The sequence below is a fragment of the Staphylococcus sp. GDY8P72P genome (genome assembly GCF_016890655.1).
GTDB classification, from domain to species: Bacteria; Bacillota; Bacilli; order Staphylococcales; family Staphylococcaceae; genus Staphylococcus; species Staphylococcus arlettae.
Window position 1 is genome coordinate 86,467 of the sequence record NZ_JAFEQJ010000020.1, and the last position, 18,791, is coordinate 105,257.

22 protein-coding genes are annotated in these 18,791 nt (G+C 33.8%); 11 read left to right on the top strand and 11 right to left on the bottom strand.

Annotated elements, in window-relative coordinates:
• Positions 1-45 precede the first annotated feature (45 nt).
• Positions 46-426 (bottom strand): S1 domain-containing post-transcriptional regulator Ygs, encoded by a 381-nt coding sequence (gene ygs / locus JVU85_RS09420; protein ID WP_002509346.1) that lies wholly within the window; start codon positions 424-426, stop codon positions 46-48.
• Between the two features lie 279 nt (positions 427-705).
• Positions 706-1,302 carry a peptidylprolyl isomerase gene (locus JVU85_RS09425; protein WP_002509347.1) on the bottom strand — a complete coding sequence of 199 codons (597 nt, stop codon included), beginning with the start codon at positions 1,300-1,302 and terminating at the stop codon, positions 706-708.
• 63 nt (positions 1,303-1,365) lie between these two features.
• On the opposite strand from JVU85_RS09425, the gene kapB reads away from it, so the two are divergent.
• The 9 genes from kapB to JVU85_RS09470 all read left to right on the top strand — a co-directional run bounded on the left by kapB (position 1,366) and on the right by JVU85_RS09470 (position 8,959).
• On the top strand, positions 1,366-1,749 hold the full coding sequence (gene kapB / locus JVU85_RS09430; RefSeq protein WP_343283684.1) for a sporulation phosphorelay system protein KapB: 384 nt from the start codon (positions 1,366-1,368) through the stop codon (positions 1,747-1,749).
• Between the two features lie 129 nt (positions 1,750-1,878).
• Positions 1,879-4,284, top strand: a complete 2,406-nt coding sequence (locus tag JVU85_RS09435; RefSeq protein ID WP_204172365.1) for a Na+/H+ antiporter subunit A — start codon at positions 1,879-1,881, stop codon at positions 4,282-4,284.
• Positions 4,277-4,705, top strand: coding sequence for a Na(+)/H(+) antiporter subunit B (locus JVU85_RS09440; protein ID WP_103388112.1), 429 nt, complete (start codon positions 4,277-4,279; stop codon positions 4,703-4,705). The genes JVU85_RS09435 and JVU85_RS09440 overlap by 8 nt, the downstream gene beginning before the upstream one ends.
• A complete protein-coding gene (gene mnhC1, locus JVU85_RS09445) occupies positions 4,705-5,052 on the top strand; it encodes a Na+/H+ antiporter Mnh1 subunit C (RefSeq protein WP_103388111.1) in 348 nt (115 codons plus the stop codon). The genes JVU85_RS09440 and mnhC1 overlap by 1 nt, the downstream gene beginning before the upstream one ends.
• Positions 5,039-6,535 carry a Na+/H+ antiporter subunit D gene (locus tag JVU85_RS09450; RefSeq protein ID WP_107373869.1) on the top strand — a complete coding sequence of 499 codons (1,497 nt, stop codon included), beginning with the start codon at positions 5,039-5,041 and terminating at the stop codon, positions 6,533-6,535. Before mnhC1 ends, JVU85_RS09450 begins: the two co-directional genes overlap by 14 nt.
• Before the next feature lies 1 nt (position 6,536).
• A complete protein-coding gene (locus tag JVU85_RS09455; protein WP_002509353.1) occupies positions 6,537-7,019 on the top strand; it encodes a Na+/H+ antiporter subunit E in 483 nt (160 codons plus the stop codon).
• Positions 7,016-7,309 (top strand): Na(+)/H(+) antiporter subunit F1, encoded by a 294-nt coding sequence (locus JVU85_RS09460; RefSeq protein WP_002509354.1) that lies wholly within the window; start codon positions 7,016-7,018, stop codon positions 7,307-7,309. Before JVU85_RS09455 ends, JVU85_RS09460 begins: the two co-directional genes overlap by 4 nt.
• Entirely contained in the window at positions 7,287-7,643 is a 357-nt protein-coding gene (locus tag JVU85_RS09465; RefSeq protein ID WP_002509355.1) for a Na+/H+ antiporter subunit G1, read from the top strand. The genes JVU85_RS09460 and JVU85_RS09465 overlap by 23 nt, the downstream gene beginning before the upstream one ends.
• 158 nt (positions 7,644-7,801) lie before the next feature.
• Complete coding sequence (locus tag JVU85_RS09470; protein WP_107373870.1) at positions 7,802-8,959, top strand: FAD-dependent oxidoreductase; 1,158 nt, start codon at positions 7,802-7,804, stop codon at positions 8,957-8,959.
• Between the two features lie 136 nt (positions 8,960-9,095).
• Here JVU85_RS09470 and JVU85_RS09475 read toward each other — a convergent pair whose 3' ends face one another.
• The 6 genes from JVU85_RS09475 to JVU85_RS09500 form a co-directional block, all read right to left on the bottom strand.
• Positions 9,096-9,476, bottom strand: a complete 381-nt coding sequence (locus JVU85_RS09475) for a PaaI family thioesterase (protein ID WP_002509357.1) — start codon at positions 9,474-9,476, stop codon at positions 9,096-9,098.
• Positions 9,477-9,504: 28 nt separating this feature from the next.
• Positions 9,505-10,821 carry a Na+/H+ antiporter family protein gene (locus JVU85_RS09480; protein WP_002509358.1) on the bottom strand — a complete coding sequence of 439 codons (1,317 nt, stop codon included), beginning with the start codon at positions 10,819-10,821 and terminating at the stop codon, positions 9,505-9,507.
• A gap of 288 nt (positions 10,822-11,109) precedes the next feature.
• Entirely contained in the window at positions 11,110-12,585 is a 1,476-nt protein-coding gene (locus JVU85_RS09485; RefSeq protein WP_002509359.1) for a leucyl aminopeptidase family protein, read from the bottom strand.
• A 104-nt stretch (positions 12,586-12,689) separates the two neighbouring features.
• On the bottom strand, positions 12,690-13,898 hold the full coding sequence (locus JVU85_RS09490) for an NAD(P)/FAD-dependent oxidoreductase (protein ID WP_002509360.1): 1,209 nt from the start codon (positions 13,896-13,898) through the stop codon (positions 12,690-12,692).
• 223 nt (positions 13,899-14,121) lie between these two features.
• Positions 14,122-14,481 (bottom strand): HesB/IscA family protein, encoded by a 360-nt coding sequence (locus JVU85_RS09495; protein ID WP_002509361.1) that lies wholly within the window; start codon positions 14,479-14,481, stop codon positions 14,122-14,124.
• 12 nt (positions 14,482-14,493) lie between these two features.
• Positions 14,494-14,730, bottom strand: coding sequence for a YuzB family protein (locus JVU85_RS09500; RefSeq protein ID WP_002509362.1), 237 nt, complete (start codon positions 14,728-14,730; stop codon positions 14,494-14,496).
• 432 nt (positions 14,731-15,162) lie between these two features.
• Here JVU85_RS09500 and JVU85_RS09505 point away from each other — a divergent pair, with 432 nt between their 5' ends.
• Positions 15,163-16,227 carry an NAD(P)/FAD-dependent oxidoreductase gene (locus JVU85_RS09505; RefSeq protein ID WP_002509363.1) on the top strand — a complete coding sequence of 355 codons (1,065 nt, stop codon included), beginning with the start codon at positions 15,163-15,165 and terminating at the stop codon, positions 16,225-16,227.
• A 75-nt stretch (positions 16,228-16,302) separates the two neighbouring features.
• Here JVU85_RS09505 and JVU85_RS09510 read toward each other — a convergent pair whose 3' ends face one another.
• A complete protein-coding gene (locus JVU85_RS09510; protein WP_002509364.1) occupies positions 16,303-16,620 on the bottom strand; it encodes a YuzD family protein in 318 nt (105 codons plus the stop codon).
• A 105-nt stretch (positions 16,621-16,725) separates the two neighbouring features.
• Here JVU85_RS09510 and JVU85_RS09515 point away from each other — a divergent pair, with 105 nt between their 5' ends.
• The gene (locus JVU85_RS09515) at positions 16,726-16,968 is read left to right on the top strand and encodes a NifU family protein (RefSeq protein WP_002464399.1); all 243 of its coding nucleotides are present in this window, start codon (positions 16,726-16,728) and stop codon (positions 16,966-16,968) included.
• Between the two features lie 450 nt (positions 16,969-17,418).
• Here the strand turns inward: JVU85_RS09515 and dltD are convergent, their stop codons facing one another.
• Positions 17,419-18,549, bottom strand: coding sequence for a D-alanyl-lipoteichoic acid biosynthesis protein DltD (dltD, locus tag JVU85_RS09520; RefSeq protein ID WP_002509365.1), 1,131 nt, complete (start codon positions 18,547-18,549; stop codon positions 17,419-17,421).
• Position 18,550: 1 nt separating this feature from the next.
• Complete coding sequence (gene dltC, locus JVU85_RS09525) at positions 18,551-18,787, bottom strand: D-alanine--poly(phosphoribitol) ligase subunit 2 (protein ID WP_002509366.1); 237 nt, start codon at positions 18,785-18,787, stop codon at positions 18,551-18,553.
• Positions 18,788-18,791 lie beyond the last annotated feature (4 nt).

Consider the following 18,791-nt stretch of genomic DNA (forward strand, 5'->3'; position numbering starts at 1 on the left):
CAAAAAACTAACATTTCATGCAGAAATGTTAGTAGTACAAGAGTATTACTCTTGCTTCATAGTGTCTTTGGACTGTTTAATCCAACCTGGCATACGTTCTTTAATTGTTTGAAACCCGTATTTTTCGGTTTCTTTAATTTCATCCAATACTGATTGCTTTTCTTTCTTACGTTCATAATTTTTAAAATAATCATTATCTTTTAATGACAAATTAAGCTTACCTTCTTTATCGATGGAAATAACTTTTGCCCGGACAACTTGTCCTTCGGATAAAAACTTTTTTAAATTATGGACGTAATCATCCATAATTTCAGAAATATGAATCAGACCTTCAGTATTATCTGGGGTTTCAACAAATGCGCCATAAGGCTGAATACCAGTCACACGTACTTTAAGATGTTGACCTACTTTGTAGTGATTATTCAACGTGAGAACCCCTTATTTCGTTTTACTTAACAATAATATAATAGCATAAATTACTAAACTAGACTAATATTACGATAGAAAAATTACTATAAATTGTTGATATAATAGTCATCAAAACAATTAAACCCTTATAATAAAAAGAGCCATGTTCAGATTTTGTTCTGAACATGGTTCTTTCACATTGTATTTTCTATTAATGCACAATACTATCATGTAATAAACTTCCGCATCTCACATAATAGAATGTAACAAGCTCATCCATTTATTTCGATCTTACTTTTATTTATCCTCTACATCAATTGAATCAATAGTGATGTCATGTAAAGGCTTATCTTGTGGACCTACTTTCGTACTTGCAATATCTTCTAGCACGCTTTGACCTTCAATAAGTTGGCCGAATACTGTATGTTTTTGGTCTAACCATGGTGTACCACCTTGTGTACGGTAAGCTTCAACTATTGGTTGTGGCCATCCACCATCTGCAAGTTGGTTAATCATTGATTCCGGTACTTCTTTCATTTGTACAATGAAAAATTGTGAGCCGTTTGTATTAGGTCCTGAATTGGCCATTGATAATGCACCATAAATATTAAATGCTTCTAATGAAAATTCGTCTGCAAATGGTGCGCCGTAAATACTTTCGCCACCCATACCTGTTGCAGTTGGGTCGCCACCTTGTACCATAAAATCATTAATTACACGGTGGAAAGAAATACCATTGTAATAACCATTTTTAGCATGTGTTACAAAATTTTCTACTGTTTTAGGTGCAACATCTGGTAATAACTTAAATGTCATATCTCCTTTATTTGTATGCATTACAAGTTTTATTTCATTATCTTTTACTTCTGTATCTAATTGAGGATAGTTCGTCATTTTCATTCTCCATTTCATGTTAAGATGATAATAGTATTTTAACATAAAAGAAAGGATGTATTAATCATGTTATATAGATTTGCTCATAAAACTGGTGTCTATGGTGTTTCTATCGTAGAAGAAGAGACGCAACGGATTTTAGTCAAAGTCGAACAAGTCATCAAACATCCAAAACAAGGTGATTTACATAACCCCACTGACGTAGAAGATGTATTTTTCCATGAGCGTAAAGCTTTGAGTCAATATGAAAAACACTATACAACAAAGTCACAACTAAGACCATTCGATGTTGCAGAACTACCATATACAGAATCTTTACAACAAGCACTTAGCACTTTAGAAACTAAGTTACTCAAAGAAGATACGGTTCATGCACAAAAGTCACTGACAAATTTACAACGCTTAAAAGAAGATTATTCTCTGCAATATAAAAAAAATTTCATCTGAAAAATGACGCGTTTCTTCTTATTTAACAAGACAGTTAAAAACCACTAGCTATACACTTGCAGTGGTTTTTCAGAACTGGATGAATCATGTATAATGAAACCATATTTCAATTTAAAGGGGGACAACATAATGAGTTGGTTACACATAGTGGTATTGTTACCGCTTATATTTGCACTCATTATTCCTTGTATATATCGACTACATAAACGGATTCATTTAGGGTGGTTTGTCTTACCACTGCCTATTGTCTTATTTATTTATTTCTTAACTTATATTAAGACAACTATGTCAGGTGATACCGTTATGCAAGAAGTAAACTGGATGCCAAAATTCGGTATGAATTTTGACTTATACATAGATGGATTAAGTTTATTATTTAGTTTACTCATAACTGGAATTGGCAGTTTAATTGTCTTATATTCAATCAGTTACTTAAGTCGAAAAGAACAACTAGGGAATTTTTATTGTTATTTATTATTATTCATGGGCGCAATGTTAGGCGTGGTGTTATCTGATAACATCATTGTTCTTTATTTATTTTGGGAACTAACATCATTTTCAAGTTTTTTATTAATTTCATTTTGGCGTACGAATCAAAGATCCATTTACGGTGCGCAAAAATCTATGCTCATTACCGTATTTGGTGGCCTATCATTATTAGGCGGACTGATTTTACTTTCAATTTCAGCTAATACTACAAGCATTCGTACAATGATTGACCATGTTGGAGATATTCAAACTAGCCCATTCTTTATTCTTTCAATGGTCTTTGTATTAATTGGCGCGATGACTAAATCAGCACAATTTCCGTTTTATATCTGGTTGCCAGATGCAATGGAAGCACCTACACCAGTTAGTGCTTATTTACACTCAGCAACAATGGTTAAAGCTGGCTTATATTTAGTTGCCCGTATGACGCCAATCTATGCAGTTTCTCAAGGTTGGGTTTGGACTGTTACCATTGTGGGGCTCATCACGTTAATTTGGGCTTCGTTAAATGCAACAAAACAGCAAGACCTTAAAGGAATACTCGCATTTTCTACTGTGTCTCAGTTAGGTATGATTATGTCTATGTTAGGCATTGGTGCCGTAAGTTATCACTTTGAAGGCGCAGAAAGTCAACTTTATATTGCAGCATTTACTGCCGCTATTTTTCATTTGATTAATCATGCAACCTTTAAAGGTGCTTTATTTATGATAACGGGTGCGGTAGATCATGCCACTGGTACTCGTGATGTAAAAAAATTAGGCGGCTTAATGACGGTTATGCCTATTTCATTTACATTAACGATTATAACTTCATTAAGTATGGCAGGTATTCCACCATTTAATGGTTTCCTATCAAAAGAGTCATTTTTAGAAAGTATGATTGAAGTAACCCATGCAGACATCTTGAGTTTAGATACATTCGGTATTTTAATTCCAATTGTTGCTATTATAGGTAGTATTTTTACTTTCGTTTATGCCGTGCGTTTTATCGGCCAAATTTTCTTAGGTTCATACCGACCACAATCATTACCAAAATCAGCACATGAAGCTCCAAAACTAATGCTAATTGCACCAACTATTTTAGCACTATTAGTAATTGTCTTTGGCTTGTTCCCTGCCATATTAACGAGTACGTTAATTGATCCAGCAACATCAGCCATTAGTCAAGCTAACAGTAAGCCATCATCATTCCATTTATTCCATGGCTTTACACCGGCATTCTTTGCAACATTGTTGATTTATATTGTAGGTATTATTTTAATTTTAACGTTTAAGTATTGGGTACGCTTATTGCGTATGCAACCAAACAAGTTACAATTAAATTATTGGTATGACACAACAGGTAAATATTCATCTCACGTTTCAAGTAATTTTACTGACTCATATGTAACAGGTTTTACACGCAATAATTTAGTTATACTATTCACATCATTTATAGTTCTGGCAATTATTGCCTTATCATTAACACCATTTAAATTAGACTTTAATAACGTCAGTAATATACGACCTTTTGAGTTAATCATTATAGTACTCATCATGTTAGCGTCTGTAATGATTGTCTGTGCTCGATCTCGTCTATTCAGTATTATAATGACGAGTGCTGTTGGTTACGCTGTTGCTGTATTCTTTATTTTCTTTGGTGCGCCAGATTTAGCTTTAACACAATTTGTTGTCGAAACTATTTCAACGGCATTATTTTTACTTTGTTTCTATCATTTGCCGAATTTAAATCGACATAACGAAACTCGTAACTTTAAGTGGAGTAATATGTTAATTGCTATCGCAGCTGGATTAGTAGTTACAATTATCGGATTAATTGCTTATGGCAACCGACACTTTGAGTCTATTGCGACATATTATAAAGAGCATGTTTATGATTTAGCACATGGTACTAACATGGTTAATGTTATTTTAGTTGACTTCCGTGGTACCGATACCTTATTCGAATCTTCAGTGCTCGGAATTGCAGGACTAGGTGTATATACTATGATTAAATTACGTTCAACGCGTAAAGCTAATAAAGAAGGAGGATCTGACTATGAATAGACAAAACAATAATCTAATTTTTCAGTACTCAGCTATTCTTATCTTCTTCTTAATTGTAATGTTTGGTTTATCACTTTTCCTTGCGGGTCACTATACACCAGGTGGCGGTTTCGTAGGAGGATTATTGATGTCAAGCGCACTTGTGATTATTACTGTAGCATTTGACATCAAAACAATGCGCAAAATATTTCCTTGGGACTTTAAAATATTAATTGGTATTGGGTTATTTTTCTGTGGTGCCACTCCTATAGCAAGTTGGTTCTACAATAAAAACTTCTTTACCCATACACCTTTTGAAATTCCTTTAGGTATATTAGAACCAATGGAAATGCACACAGCGACATTTTTTGATTTAGGTGTCATGTTTGCAGTAGTCGGTACAGTAATGACTATTATTTTAACGATTGGAGAGAGCGACTAATGGAAATACTTATGATAATTGTTTGTGGTTTTCTCACTACAATGAGCGTTTATTTAATCCTCTCTAAAAGTTTAATACGTATCATTATTGGGACTACCTTGCAAACACATACAGCCAATTTATTTTTACTTACTATGGGTGGTTTAAAAGGTGGCGAAGTGCCTATTTATGAAAAAGGTATTTCCGACTACGTTGATCCAATCCCACAAGCATTAATCTTAACTGCTATTGTTATTTCATTTTCAGTAACATCATTCTTTTTAGTTCTTGCTTTTAGAAGTTATAAAGAACTTGGTACTGATAATGTAGAAAGTATGAGAGGAGTGCTTGATGATGATAGAAAGTAATTTATTAGTATCAACGTTAATCATTCCATTATTAACCGTTATTATTTTAATTTTTCTAGGTAAACGCCCTATTATTAAGCGTTATGTAGCATTAACAGGTACTATAATCACATTTATTTTTAGTATAATTAATTTGATTAATGTAGCGAAACATGGACCTATTGTTTTAGAATTAGGTTCTTGGAAAGCACCTTATAGTATAGTCTTTGTTTTAGACTTATTTAGTGGTTTATTAATTACCACAAGTATACTCATTACTATATTTATTATTTTGTATTCCTATAATACAGTTGGTATTGAACGTGAAACTTATTATTACTATTTCGCAGTAATGTTTATGCTGACTGGTGTCAATGGTGCATTTATGACAGGAGATATATTCAACCTATTTGTATTCTTCGAAGTATTTTTAATGGCTTCTTATATATTACTTGTCATCGGTGGCACTAAAGTACAGTTGAGTGAAACAATTAAATATGTACTAGTGAATGTAACTTCATCTGCATTTTTTGTAATTGCAGTTGGTATGTTGTATTCCGTTGTCGGCACATTAAACTTAGCTGATATTAGCCAAAAGCTAAACCAACTTTCACCACAAGATAGTGGCGTAGTAACTATAGTATTTATTGTCTTTATTTTTGTTTTTGCAACTAAAGCTGGGATTTTCCCAATGTACGTATGGTTACCAGGTGCTTATTACGCTCCACCAGTAGCGATTATCGCCTTTTTCGGTGCCTTATTAACAAAAGTTGGCGTTTATTCATTAGCCAGAACTACTAGTTTATTCTTTCCTGACACAACTGACTTAACTTATTATCTGTTAATCTTTTTATCACTACTTACCATTATTTTTGGTTGTGTAGGGGCAGTTAGTTATTTCGATATTAAAAAAATCATTATCTACAATATTATGATCGCAGTTGGTGTTATTTTGATTGGTGTATCCATGATGAATCAAGCAGGAATGATGGGGGCAATTTACTACACTTTACACGATATGTTAATCAAGGCCGCTTTATTCTTTTTAGTTGGCGTAATTTATCAAATTACTAAATCATATGATTTGCGCAATTTTAGTGGCTTAATTAAACACTATCCAGTACTAGGATGGACATTCTTTATAGCGGCCTTGAGTTTAGCGGGTATCCCCCCTTTCAGTGGTTTCTATGGTAAGTTTTACATTGTCCAAGCTACATTCGAAAAAGGGTTCTATCTCACTGGTATGGTCGTATTACTGTCTAGTTTAGTCGTACTATATTCGGTTATTCGAATATTTTTACAAGGCTTCTTTGGAAATTCATCTGGGTATACTCCGAAGCCTAAACTACAACACCGTGGACCGTTAATAGTAGCGATAGTTGCAGTTGTAATTACAGTAATTTTCGGTTTATCAGCTGACTTTTTACAACCTATCATTAAAGATGCTGCCTCTACTTTCTATAACCCTAGTGAATACGTAGACAGTGTACTAGGAGGTAAATAAGATGGCGATTCAAATTTTAATTAACTTATTATTAAGTATCTTATGGCTTTTTATCACAGGTAGTTATTCCTTAAATAATTTTATTTTAGGTTACATTTTCGGTCTATTGTTGGTACTTACATTACGCGGGTTATTCCCTGGTAGATTTTATATGGTTACAGTGTACAAAGTACTTAAATTAATAGCGGTATTTTTAATCGAGCTCATAAAAGCTAATATCGATGTAATACGTATTGTATTACAACCTACAATTAAAAATGAGCCAGCATTTTTTACTTATGACACCGAATTAACAACAGATTGGCAACTCGTATTGTTATCGATATTAATCACTTTAACCCCAGGGACTGTAGTGTTAGGTATTAGTGATGATCGTACGAAAATATATATACATTGTATTGACTTCAGTACTAAAGAAGAAGAAATTGCGAGCATTAAATCGTCACTTGAAAAAGTTGTAAGAGAGGTTGGTGATACACAATGAACTACTCAATAATTATAATTATCGCATTAGTAATAGTATCATTATCTATGTTAGCAATGTTAGTTCGTGTCATCCTTGGTCCATCTCTTGCTGACCGAGTCGTAGCTTTAGATGCTATGGGAATTCAATTAATGGCAATTGTAGCATTATTTAGTATCTTCCTAGGTACTACATATATGATTGTAGCTATTTTATTAGTAGGTATACTTGCCTTTCTAGGCACTGCAGTTTTTGCTAAATATATGGACAAAGGTAAGGTGATTGAACATGATAACAACGATCATCATTAGTATTTCTCTTATATTGGTCATCTTGGGTGCGTTAATCAGTGCTTTTGCAGCTATTGGGTTATTACGATTAGACGATGTTTATTCTCGTGCCCATGCAGCTGGTAAAGCAGCAACGCTTGGTGCTATGTTATTATTATTTGGCGTTTTCCTTTTCTTTATCGGTAAAGAAGGTATGATTAACATGCAACTCATTATAGGGATTATCTTTGTATTTATTACAGGTCCGTTGGCTAGTCATCTAATTATGAAAGCAGCGTATAATTTAAATACCCCTGCTACTGATAGAACTCAACAAGACGACTTTAACGAAACGTTACACGATAAAAAATTATAACAATAGTTAAGCGATAAGTTATTACTTATTAACAAGAGCACAAATTTCTAGTTCTTCGTTATTTTAGTAATTGTACTTATCGCTTTTTGTATTGCAATGGCAAATGCATTATGTTATTTTTAAATCGTAATCATTACTATTTGAAAGAAGGTAACTTTATGCATACTTGGACAATTATCGGTGGCGGTATTCAAGCATTAACAATTGCTTTAAAATTAATTCACGCTGGTCTTCCAACGTCCAAACTGACTCTCATTGATCCACACAGTAATTTATGCGCACAATTCGACGAACGCACTAAACGTATTAATATGCCCTTTCTTCGCTCACCTTGCGTGCATCATGTACATCCTGATCCTTTTCATTTAAAACAATTCGCTAAAACATATCAATATATGCAAGCAACATTAGGAAAATATCAACGGCCTCAAAGAGATATGTTTATCGATCATGTACATACACTTATACATCGTTATCAATTACATAATCAGCATGTCATTGGAAGTGTAACCCATATTAAACAGCACACACATCCTCAGCAACAATGGGTGCTCACTTTAAATAATAAACGTTCCATTACTACTGATAACTTAGTTATCGCAATGGGTAGTCATCATGATTTAAACGTTCCTGAGATTTTTCATCAACAGCAAAATGTTCAACATATTTTCGACAATACAGCTCTACAATTTCATAATTGCAATCATGTTGTCGGGAGTGGTGTCTCTGCAGCACATTTAGTACATAAATTACTTCATTATTATCAAAAACATGTGCACTTATGGCTTAATAAAACAATAGCCGTACATGATTTTGATGCAGATCCAGCATGGCTCGGTCCTAAAAATATGACTAAGTTAACAGCTTTTGCAGATTCTGCCGAAATACTTTCTTTTATTGAAGATGAGAGACACAAAGGCTCTATGCCTCAAGAGTTATATCTACATCTCAAAAAATATCAACAGCAAGGTCGTTTGACAATTCACCAAACACCTATTACCACAATAAAAAACAAGCAAATACATACGAAGGATGAACGATATAATTATAATCATATTTTACTTGCTACAGGCTTCAAAAATTCGATATTACAACAACCAATTATAAAATCTTTAATATTAGAACATGCCGCACCTATGACCTCTTGTGGCTATCCACAATTGTCTGATACATTGGAATGGTTACCACAGCTATTTGTATCTGGCGGACTAGCTGATTTAAAATTAGGACCTTTCGCACGCAATATTGCAGGAGGTAGAGAAGCAGCAAAACGAATTGCTCAAGCTTACTTCGCTCAAAATTTTATATCACATTAAAAAAAGGGAATGCATAAAAGTAACTTTTGCATTCCCTAAATGATTTATTAATTTTTAGTTATTTATAAATGACTACGCTTTGTCATTAGCTATCAGCTAAAATGACGTACTTTAATATGTTTAAAATACTAGTCTATCAAGATCTATGTCGTGATTTGATTGCGATGGTACCTCGCATAATACTTATTAATTTGCCGCTATCATCAGTTATCTCAATATTCCATACTTGTGTCGTTTTGCCTTGATGAATAACTGTTGCGGAAGCATAGACAGTACCCTCTGTCGTTGAACTAATGTGATTTGCATTCATTTCTAATCCTAGTGGAATATATTGCTCAGTATCAATTAGGCTCGCTGCTCCCATTGAGCATGCGGTTTCTCCTAAAGCTAAACTAGCACCACCGTGTAGAAATCCAAAGGGTTGTTTCACCTTATCTGTTACAGGCATAGACATAACCAAAATGCCTTCTCCCTCTTTTTCAACTTTCATATCTAGCGCATCTAACATATTTGTCATAATTGCCACCCCTTTATTTATATCACTCTTATAATATCATAGCAGCGATAGTACCAAAAATAATCAACGGGATATTATAGAAAATAAAGTTCGGAATACACGTATCTCTTATATGATCATGTTGCCCATCAACATTTAATCCTGCCGTCGGACCAAGTGTTGAATCACTCGCTGGAGAACCTGAATCACCTAAGGCACTTGCCGTGCCAATTAAGGCAATTAAAGCCATTGTACTTAAACCAAACGATTCACCTAACGGCACAAATAATGTAGCTATAATAGGGATTGTGGCAAATGAAGAACCAATACCTAATGTGACTATTAATCCAATGATATACATGAGTAGTATGCTAATTAACTTGTTGTCACCAGTAATTCCACTAATACTATGTACTAATTGCTCAATATCACCGGTTTTATTCATGACACCAGCGAAGCCATTAGCGGTAAGAATTACAACACCAATATAGGCCATTATTTGAATACCTTCAACAAATTGCTTGTCCATATCTTTCCAATTTTGCATACCAGAAATAAAAAATACTAATACCCCTGCTAATGCACCAAAGATCATAGAGTCAGTCAGCATTTGAACTGTAAATGTCGCAATAATCGCAATGATTGTCACAACTAACACATATGGTTTTAACTCTACATTTGCTAGATCTTTATCTTGTTTATGATCAATATATTTTCTTGCTTTTCTATAATAAAATAAACCAGCAATTAACCCTACAATATAACCTAATGATGGGATAACCATAGCTTTCCAAATCATATTTATTTCTATCGGATGTCCAGCTTTGTTAAAGCCGTTCATTATAATTTGATGAAATATTTGACCAAAACCAAATGGAATTAAAATATATGGCCAACATAAACCAAAACCAATGATTAAAGCTATTTGTCTACGATCAAAGTTTAATTCATTAAATATACTAATTAAAGGAGGAATGACAATTGGGATAAATGCAATATGTACAGGAATAATATTTTGACTCATTACACTTAATACCAATAAAGCTACCACAATTATAACTTTAACTTTCAGACGGGACATTTTAGAGTTTTCAGCTCTAATGCCTTTGATAATTTTATTAACTAAATAATCAGTAATGCCACTATATGATATTAAAGCAGCAAAACCACCTAATAACGCATAGCTTAGTGCTACTTCTGCGCCATCTACTATATTTTTACCAAATACCGTGATAACATCTGTTACGCTCATTCCAGCGATTATGCCGCCTACTAATGCACTTACGAATAAACTGATAACTACATTTAATCGACATAAACACAAAATGATCATAAGTAAAACCGCTATTACAACTGCATTTATCACATCAAAAACTCCTTTATTACATTATCGAACTAAAGCGTTACGAGATTCATAATAGCAATCCCTAGCAATATTGTCAATCACTTTTTGCATTATAACTTATCAGATATGATATAGGGAGTGGGACAGAAATCTGATTTTGAAAAAATAATTTCGTCGTCCCACCACGGCAAGTATGACTAGCGTTGAAAAAAGCTTGGTTTAAAGCGCATTTTCAATGCAGTCAGCTACTGCCCATATGAAAAAGAGGCTGGGACGAATCAATATTGTCCCAACCTCTTGCATGCTAATTTATTGTTGTCGCAACCATTCAACGATTGTCGGTATCATGTAACCTGTTGGGCCTTTAGGTCCTAAATAAGAAGCCTTTGTCGTTGTAGCTGGACCTGCTATATCGAAATGCAAATGTGGTGTGTCGCCAGCAAAATGACTAATAAACGTAGCTGCAAATAACGCTTTACCATGACCATTTGTATGATTAACTAAATCAGCTACATCAGTTTGACGAATGAGTTGTTGTTCAGTACTAGTTATTGGTAATTCGAAGACAAATTCATCCATTTTACGTGCTGTAGTTAAAATTTCATTTATTGGTGCGTTAGTATTATTTTTAAAGACAGCTGCTTTATCTTCCCCTAATGCTGCTACTGCGGCTCCTGTTAGCGTAGCAAAATCTAAGATGACACTAGGTTGGAATTGGTTAGCATAAAATACTGCATCGCCTAATACTAATCGTCCTTCAGCATCAGTATTAAGTACTTCTACTGATTCTCCACTTAATGCTGTAAAAATATCATCGGGCTTCATTGCTGCTTCGTTGACCATATTTTCTGCTGCCGCAATGACACCAACAATATTTACTGGCAATTGCAATCTAGCAGCTGCTTCAATCATGCCAATAACATTTGCGGAGCCACACATATCAAACTTCATAGTCTGCATTCCGACTTTTGGTTTAATTGAATAGCCTCCAGAATCATACGTAATACCTTTGCCTACTAAAGCGATTGGTGCTACGTTTTGTGGCCCACCGTTATACGTTATTGTAATTACTCGTGGTGAGTGTGCTGAACCTTTACCTACTGCGTGAATGAGTCCAAATCCTTCATCTTGTAACTGCTCACCATCTTTTATATCAACTTCAACCTGACTATCTTTAAAATGATCATCAATCAATTCCGCATAATAACCCGGAGTCAATATATTTGGTGGCATATTACTATATGTACGTGCTGTATTAATCGATTCACCTAATACTTTACCTTGTGTAATAGCATCTGCAATATTTTCTGCGTCACTATGTACAAAGATAGTAGGTGAATAAAGTGCACTTTTATTTGATTTATAGTTATCAAATTGATAAATTGCACGAACACTTTGTTGACCAAGTACTTCAGCAACATCTTTTCTACTTACTTTTTTAGATATAAAACTTTCAAATAACAATGATGCAGACAAAATATGCTCACTTTTTAGAAATTGAAAGAGTTTGCCAAAGACTTGTAATAACTGCGTATAGTCTAATTGTTTTAAATTGCCTAACCCGACTGATATTAATCGATAGTGTTCATCTTGTAATTGAAAATGAGTTTGGTATACCTTACCTAAACTGCTACCTATGAGATGATTCTGTTTCAAGAATCCGATATTTTCTCTAATATCGACGCCATTGACACTGAGTGTTTCAAATTGATTCAAATGTTCCGGCACTCCAACTATTAAAGTCTGCTGAACAGATTGATTTGTTGAATTTACACTAATATTCATATTATCACCTTTTTCTTATAAAAAAGACCCATCTTATATTAAGACAGGTCTTGGATTAATGCAGTGTTACATAATATTATGTAGCTGCGTGTTACACGAATTTATTAAAATTTACCTTTTTTGAATGCTAAGCCAATTCCGCCTAATTTAAATACAGCACGTGTATCAATAACTTTCTTCATGAAAGCAGCTTTTTTGCCTTGGATGTCTTTACCGTATACAACACCAACACCATCGTTAGCACCTAATGAACAAACAGTACCTCTATCTACATATTCAAATTCAGAAGTTGGTTGACCTTCTAAAATATTTTGGATACTTTTAGCTGTATGTTCACCTTGTTGCATAGCGATTTGAGCAGTTGTTGGTAATGGACGTTCTTCACCAGCAGGAATGAACGCAGAACAGTCACCAATGACAAAAATATTGTCATAACCAGAAATAGTTAAATCTTGATTAGTAACAATACGGCCACGTTTAACGCCTTCAAATGATTCTTCCATTAATTTGCTACCACGTACACCAGCAGCCCATACAGAAGTGTTTGCTTCTAATTGTTGCTCTTCATCGTTAACTTTAACTACGAAGCCTTTTTCATTTGCTGCAACGATTGGCGTACCAATTTTAAATTCTACACCTTTAGCTTCTAAATAGCTTACAGCGTGGTTTACTAATTCATCTGAGAACATAGGTAACATTTTTGGAGCAGCTTCAACACAAGTTAATTTAACTTTGCTTTGATCTACACCATATTTGTTACATAATTCTGGAATACGGTCAGCTAATTCACCTAAGAATTCTACACCAGTGAAACCAGCGCCACCAACTAAAATAGCTAAATCTTTATCATCTTTTTGTTTAGATGCTGCATAATTAGCAAATTTATCTTCAATATGACGAGATAATTTACGTGCAGTTAATACATTTTCGATTTGGAACGCATAGTCTTTCATACCTTCGATACCAAATGTTTCACTTTCGAAACCTAGTGCAACAACTAACACATCAAAGTCAAAAATTCCTGCATCAGTTTCTACTTTTCTAGCATTACGATCGATTTTAGTAACTTCAGCTTTTACGAAGTTTACTTTATCTTGATTAACTACACTTTCAACAGGATATAATAAATCTTCATAGCTGATTGTACCTGCAGATGCTTCATGTAACCATGTCGCTTCATAGTGATAGTCATTTTTGTTAATTAAAGTGATTTCAGCTTGATCTGCCGAAATTTGTTTTTGCAATTTCGTAATAGTTTGTAAACCAGCATAGCCAGCACCTAAAACTAATACCTTTTTACGATCTTGTGCCATTTTATTCACCTAAGCTTTCATAATAATTTTATTGCATACGTCTTTCTTAATACCCTGGAAGAGTTACGAAAATTCATAAAAAAGACATTTTTCATCCAATGATAATTTTATAGTTTTTAAGTTATATTTTCAAGCACTTACCAATATATTGTTTATTATTTCACATTAAATATAACAAATTGGCATTTAGCACTACTAAACACCAATTTATTCATGTATTAATTTAGCAATTTTCTGGTGAGCCAGCTACTTTAGCTGTTCTAAATGAGCTACCACAACCACATGATGCAATCGCATTTGGATTGTCAATTTGGAAGCCACCACCCATTAGTGACTGTTTAAAATCAACAGTTGTACCATCTAATAATGGTAAATCATCTTTGTCTACAAGTACTTTCAAGCCATAAAACTCGAATGTTTGATCATTGTCAGCTGGTTGTGATTCCGCAGACATACCATAAGTTAAACCTGTGCACCCGCCACCATTAACTTTTAATTTTAAATAGCCATCTGACATGTCATTTTGGTTCAACATGTCTTTAACTTCATATGCCGCTGCTTCAGTTACATTAATTGTTGTCATACTAATTACCTCCTAAAAAATCCATGTTTCTTCTATATGTGCATAAATATTTTGTAATAAATCGTCAGGTGACTCACCTTCCACGATATCACCATTCACAAGTGCATACAAGCCACTAGAACACAGCCCACAATTTTGCAAGCAACCATATTCGAGCACGTCAACTTCTGGATCATTTTCTAGTTGATTATATACATAGTCTCCACCTTTCGCCATGTTTGAAATGCAGAACTCTACTATTGGATTCATAATACACCCTCTTCAAATTTATCGATTATGATATTATAACAACTTTTAAAAATAATGACTAACTACGTGCTTCATTGCTGAACTCGTATATGCTATTCGTATAGTTAATTATAACTTATTTTAGAACTATTATACATCATCCAAACTGACTAATTTATTTAGCCTTACATTTACATAATATTTATAGCATAAATTAAAGTAACCGCCACAATGAAATTCACATAACCATCACAGTTATTTGTAGAAAAAACTAAAAAAGCATATAATGGGTATAAGAAAGCTAATTTTTAGGAAATTGATATGTCACTGTTAGTTGTATTACTTTCAATGTTTATTTTCCTTATTTTATTCAGATTAGAAAAGCCTATGTTTTACGGGAACACGTGCTTTAATTTAATCTAAAAATATAATTATTACTAGAGGGGTATCAAAATGAAGAATTTAGTCCTATTAGGTGGCGGCTATGGTAATATGCGTATCATGTCGCATATTTTACCAAGTGCTTTACCTGAAAATTATTCACTGACACTTGTAGATAGAATGCCATATCACAGTTTAAAACCAGAATTTTATGAGTTGGCAGCTGGAACTAAATCAGACAAAGACGTTCGTATGAATTTTCCAGACTCTGAACGCATTAACGTGGTATATGGAGAAATTAATGATATTAATTTAGATGATCAAATTGTATCTGTGGGCAATACTAAAGTTGATTATGATGAATTAGTTATTGGTTTAGGTTGTGAAGATAAATATCACAATGTTCCAGGTGCTGAAGAATACACGCACAGTATACAAACACTTTCAAAATCACGCGAAACGTTCCATCATATAAGTGAATTACCCAATGGTGCTAGAGTTGGAATTGTCGGCGCTGGATTAAGCGGTATCGAATTAGCAAGTGAATTACGTGAAAGCCGAGAAGATTTAGATATTTACCTTTATGATCGTGGTGAACGTATTTTAAGTCGTTTCCCTGAAAAATTAAGTAATTATATCGAAAATTGGTTTGAAAAGAACTCAGTTCATGTTATTCCTAACTCAGACATTAATCGTGTAGAACCTGGTCGTATATACAACAATGATGTTCCAGAAGATTTAGATTTAATTGTATGGACAGCTGGTATCCAACCAGTGGAAATAGTACGTAACTTACCTATCGATATTAGTAAAAGTGGACGTGTTATTTTAAACCAGTATCACCAAGTACCTACATATAAAAATGTATATGTAGTTGGAGATTGTGCTGACTTACCATTTGCACCAAGTGCACAATTAGCAGAATATCAAGGTGACCAAATAGCTGATGTCATGAAATTAATTTGGCAAAATAAAGCATTACCTGAAAAAATGCCTGAAATAAAAATCCAAGGTTTCTTAGGTTCATTAGGAGACAAAAAAGGATTTGCTTACATTATGGATAGAACGGTTACAGGTCGTCTTGCTTCTATTCTTAAATCAGGTGTACTTTGGATGTACAAATATCATAACGGATAAAAATATATTAGCATTACAATACACAGTTAATGAGCCTAGAATATAAATATTCTAGGCTCATTTTTATATAACATGTTATTGTAATTGTCTGTCCATAAAACGTGTTATATCTTTTAGTTGAATGTAACCATCTGCCACATATTCGTCATTCATAGTAATTAAAGGATAAAATAATTCATCTTCTTGTATTTGCTCAATAAAATGTTGGTCATGATCCGATAGATTTTCAGTATCTTTTTGAAAATCTATATAGGTAAATTCAAATTTTACATCTGGATATTTTCTTTGTAATAATGGTTTTAGCCATTCAAATGTATTTTGTGACGTCGGTGCATTTACACAGCTTGCACATATTACGTCTGCACCATATACTACAACACTTATTTTTGTCATAAATCAAGTCCCCCTTGTTTCGAATCATAGATTTTTCTCTACATATCTATTATAATAAATAAATACGGATATGTAGAATTTATTTACTTGAAAGGAGGCATATTTATGCCAACTGAAAACGCAACGATGTTTGATCAAGTAGCTGAAGTTATCGAGCGACTACGCCCGTTCTTACTACGTGATGGTGGTGATTGTTCACTAATCGATGTAGAAGATGGAATAGTTAAATTGCAATTACACGGTGCTTGCGGAACATGCCCAAGTTCTACTATTACATTAAAAGCAGGTATTGAACGTGCATTGCATGAAGAAGTGCCAGGTGTTATCGAAGTAGAACAAGTATTCTAACGAATTACTTCAAATAAAATTTTAGAGACCTTCTATGTAAGAAAGTCTCAGACTGTCGACAAAGTTCTCCGACTTTGTTGGCAGTTTTTTTTGTGCACGCTTTCCGCGGGCACTGCCTCAGCCTGTAGTCTTCGGCTAGTGCTTTTCCCGCAGGAGTCAGCCCAAATCACTGCCAATATTATTTATTCAAAGCCTATTTGCTATCACAGAAATAGAAGTTAATGTGGGTTACCGTGTAGACATGAGTTATATTTTTTAGAAAAAGCACCTCATTTTGGAACTTTTCAGTTACAAAAGATACACGTTGTGGTCACAGTACAGATTTCTGTCACACTCCGTAGTCTGTCGACGAAGTCCCCGATTTTGTTGGCAGTTTTTTTGTGCACGCTTTCCTCGAGCACTGCCTAAGCATATAGTCTTCGTCTAGTACACTTCTCGCAGGAACCTCTTTTATTGATTCTGATGCAACACAATTTGTTCGTTTACGTAAACCCAGCCCTTCCATCCAATATGTACAGCATCACTAATAACGTATGGTTCATAGTCTTTAGATGTCATATCATAAAGCTTACCATCTTTAGCAGTAATGGTATCTTTAATTTTTTGATAAATCATTTGACGTTGCTTAGATTTTATTCCAATATGATCATACCATTTGCCATTTGTCGGTATTACTATATATTGAACATCTGCTCCTGCAGCTTTCAACGTATCAACGAGTAATGCTAAATCTTCAAATTCCGGTGAATGTACTTTAAATTCATGATTGCGTTTAAATTTACGTTGTTTCGCTTGAATTAACTGCCAATATTTATCCTGTATATTATATTGATTCGACATACTATGTTGTTGTCCGTAAAGTTCGGCTTCTGCTTTTAAAGATGTCCACGATCGATGTGACGTGTCCTCTCCAACATGCTTAAACGCTTGCTTATTAAGTGGAAATGCAGCTTTAATTGCTTCAATTTTTAATAATTGATTTTCTTTGAACGATGAGACATAAGCATGTGAAGACTGTTGTTTATTTCGACTCATATCATGTAAGAAAGGCTTGTTTTTAACGTCTTTAAATTGTAATAAGCGCTGAGCATAACGTTCTTTTAAGTGCTTGCTCATTTGCTGTTGTTTAAATAACTGAGCAATTTGAGTTTCTGATATACGTGCATTAAAATTTTCTCGTGTTAAACCGCGTTGCGTGAACCATTGCGGTGAGATGATAAATGTTAATTTTTTGCCGTTAAGTTGATCAAAGTTTGCTGCAAGTGTCACAGCATTAATCAAGTCGGTAGAACCTCCTGTTCCTACTAAAAAAGGTGGTTTCTTAACTCTATGTGTTAACATAACAGCTGGGTGAAAAGGATCTTGTTTGTCTAATTCACTAGAACCATAAATAGGATAGTAGTTATTAGTTTCATATAATTTATTTTGTAGTAAAGTACCTTTTAACACTTGTTCGCTAAGCAAGTTGCGTTGTTCAGATAATGTTTGATTAGAAATTAATCCTTTAAACCAATTTGCGGGCAAAGCTACAAAAATTCCAAATAAAACTAAACTAATGATAAATGGATAGAATTGTTTCATTTTATTGTTTCGCAGATAATAACGCAATAATTTTATTTGGAGTCGCCCACGCTTCACGATCAAAATCTGTTATCGATACGTCGATACCTAACTGATTTTCAATGGCTAATAATAATTCTATCGTTTTAAAAGAATCGATAATACCTTCCTCAAATATTGCGATGTCTAAATTATCTTTTACAATAGAATCACCTGCAATGTCTGCTAAAATATTTAAAATTTGGTTTTTAATGTCCATACTA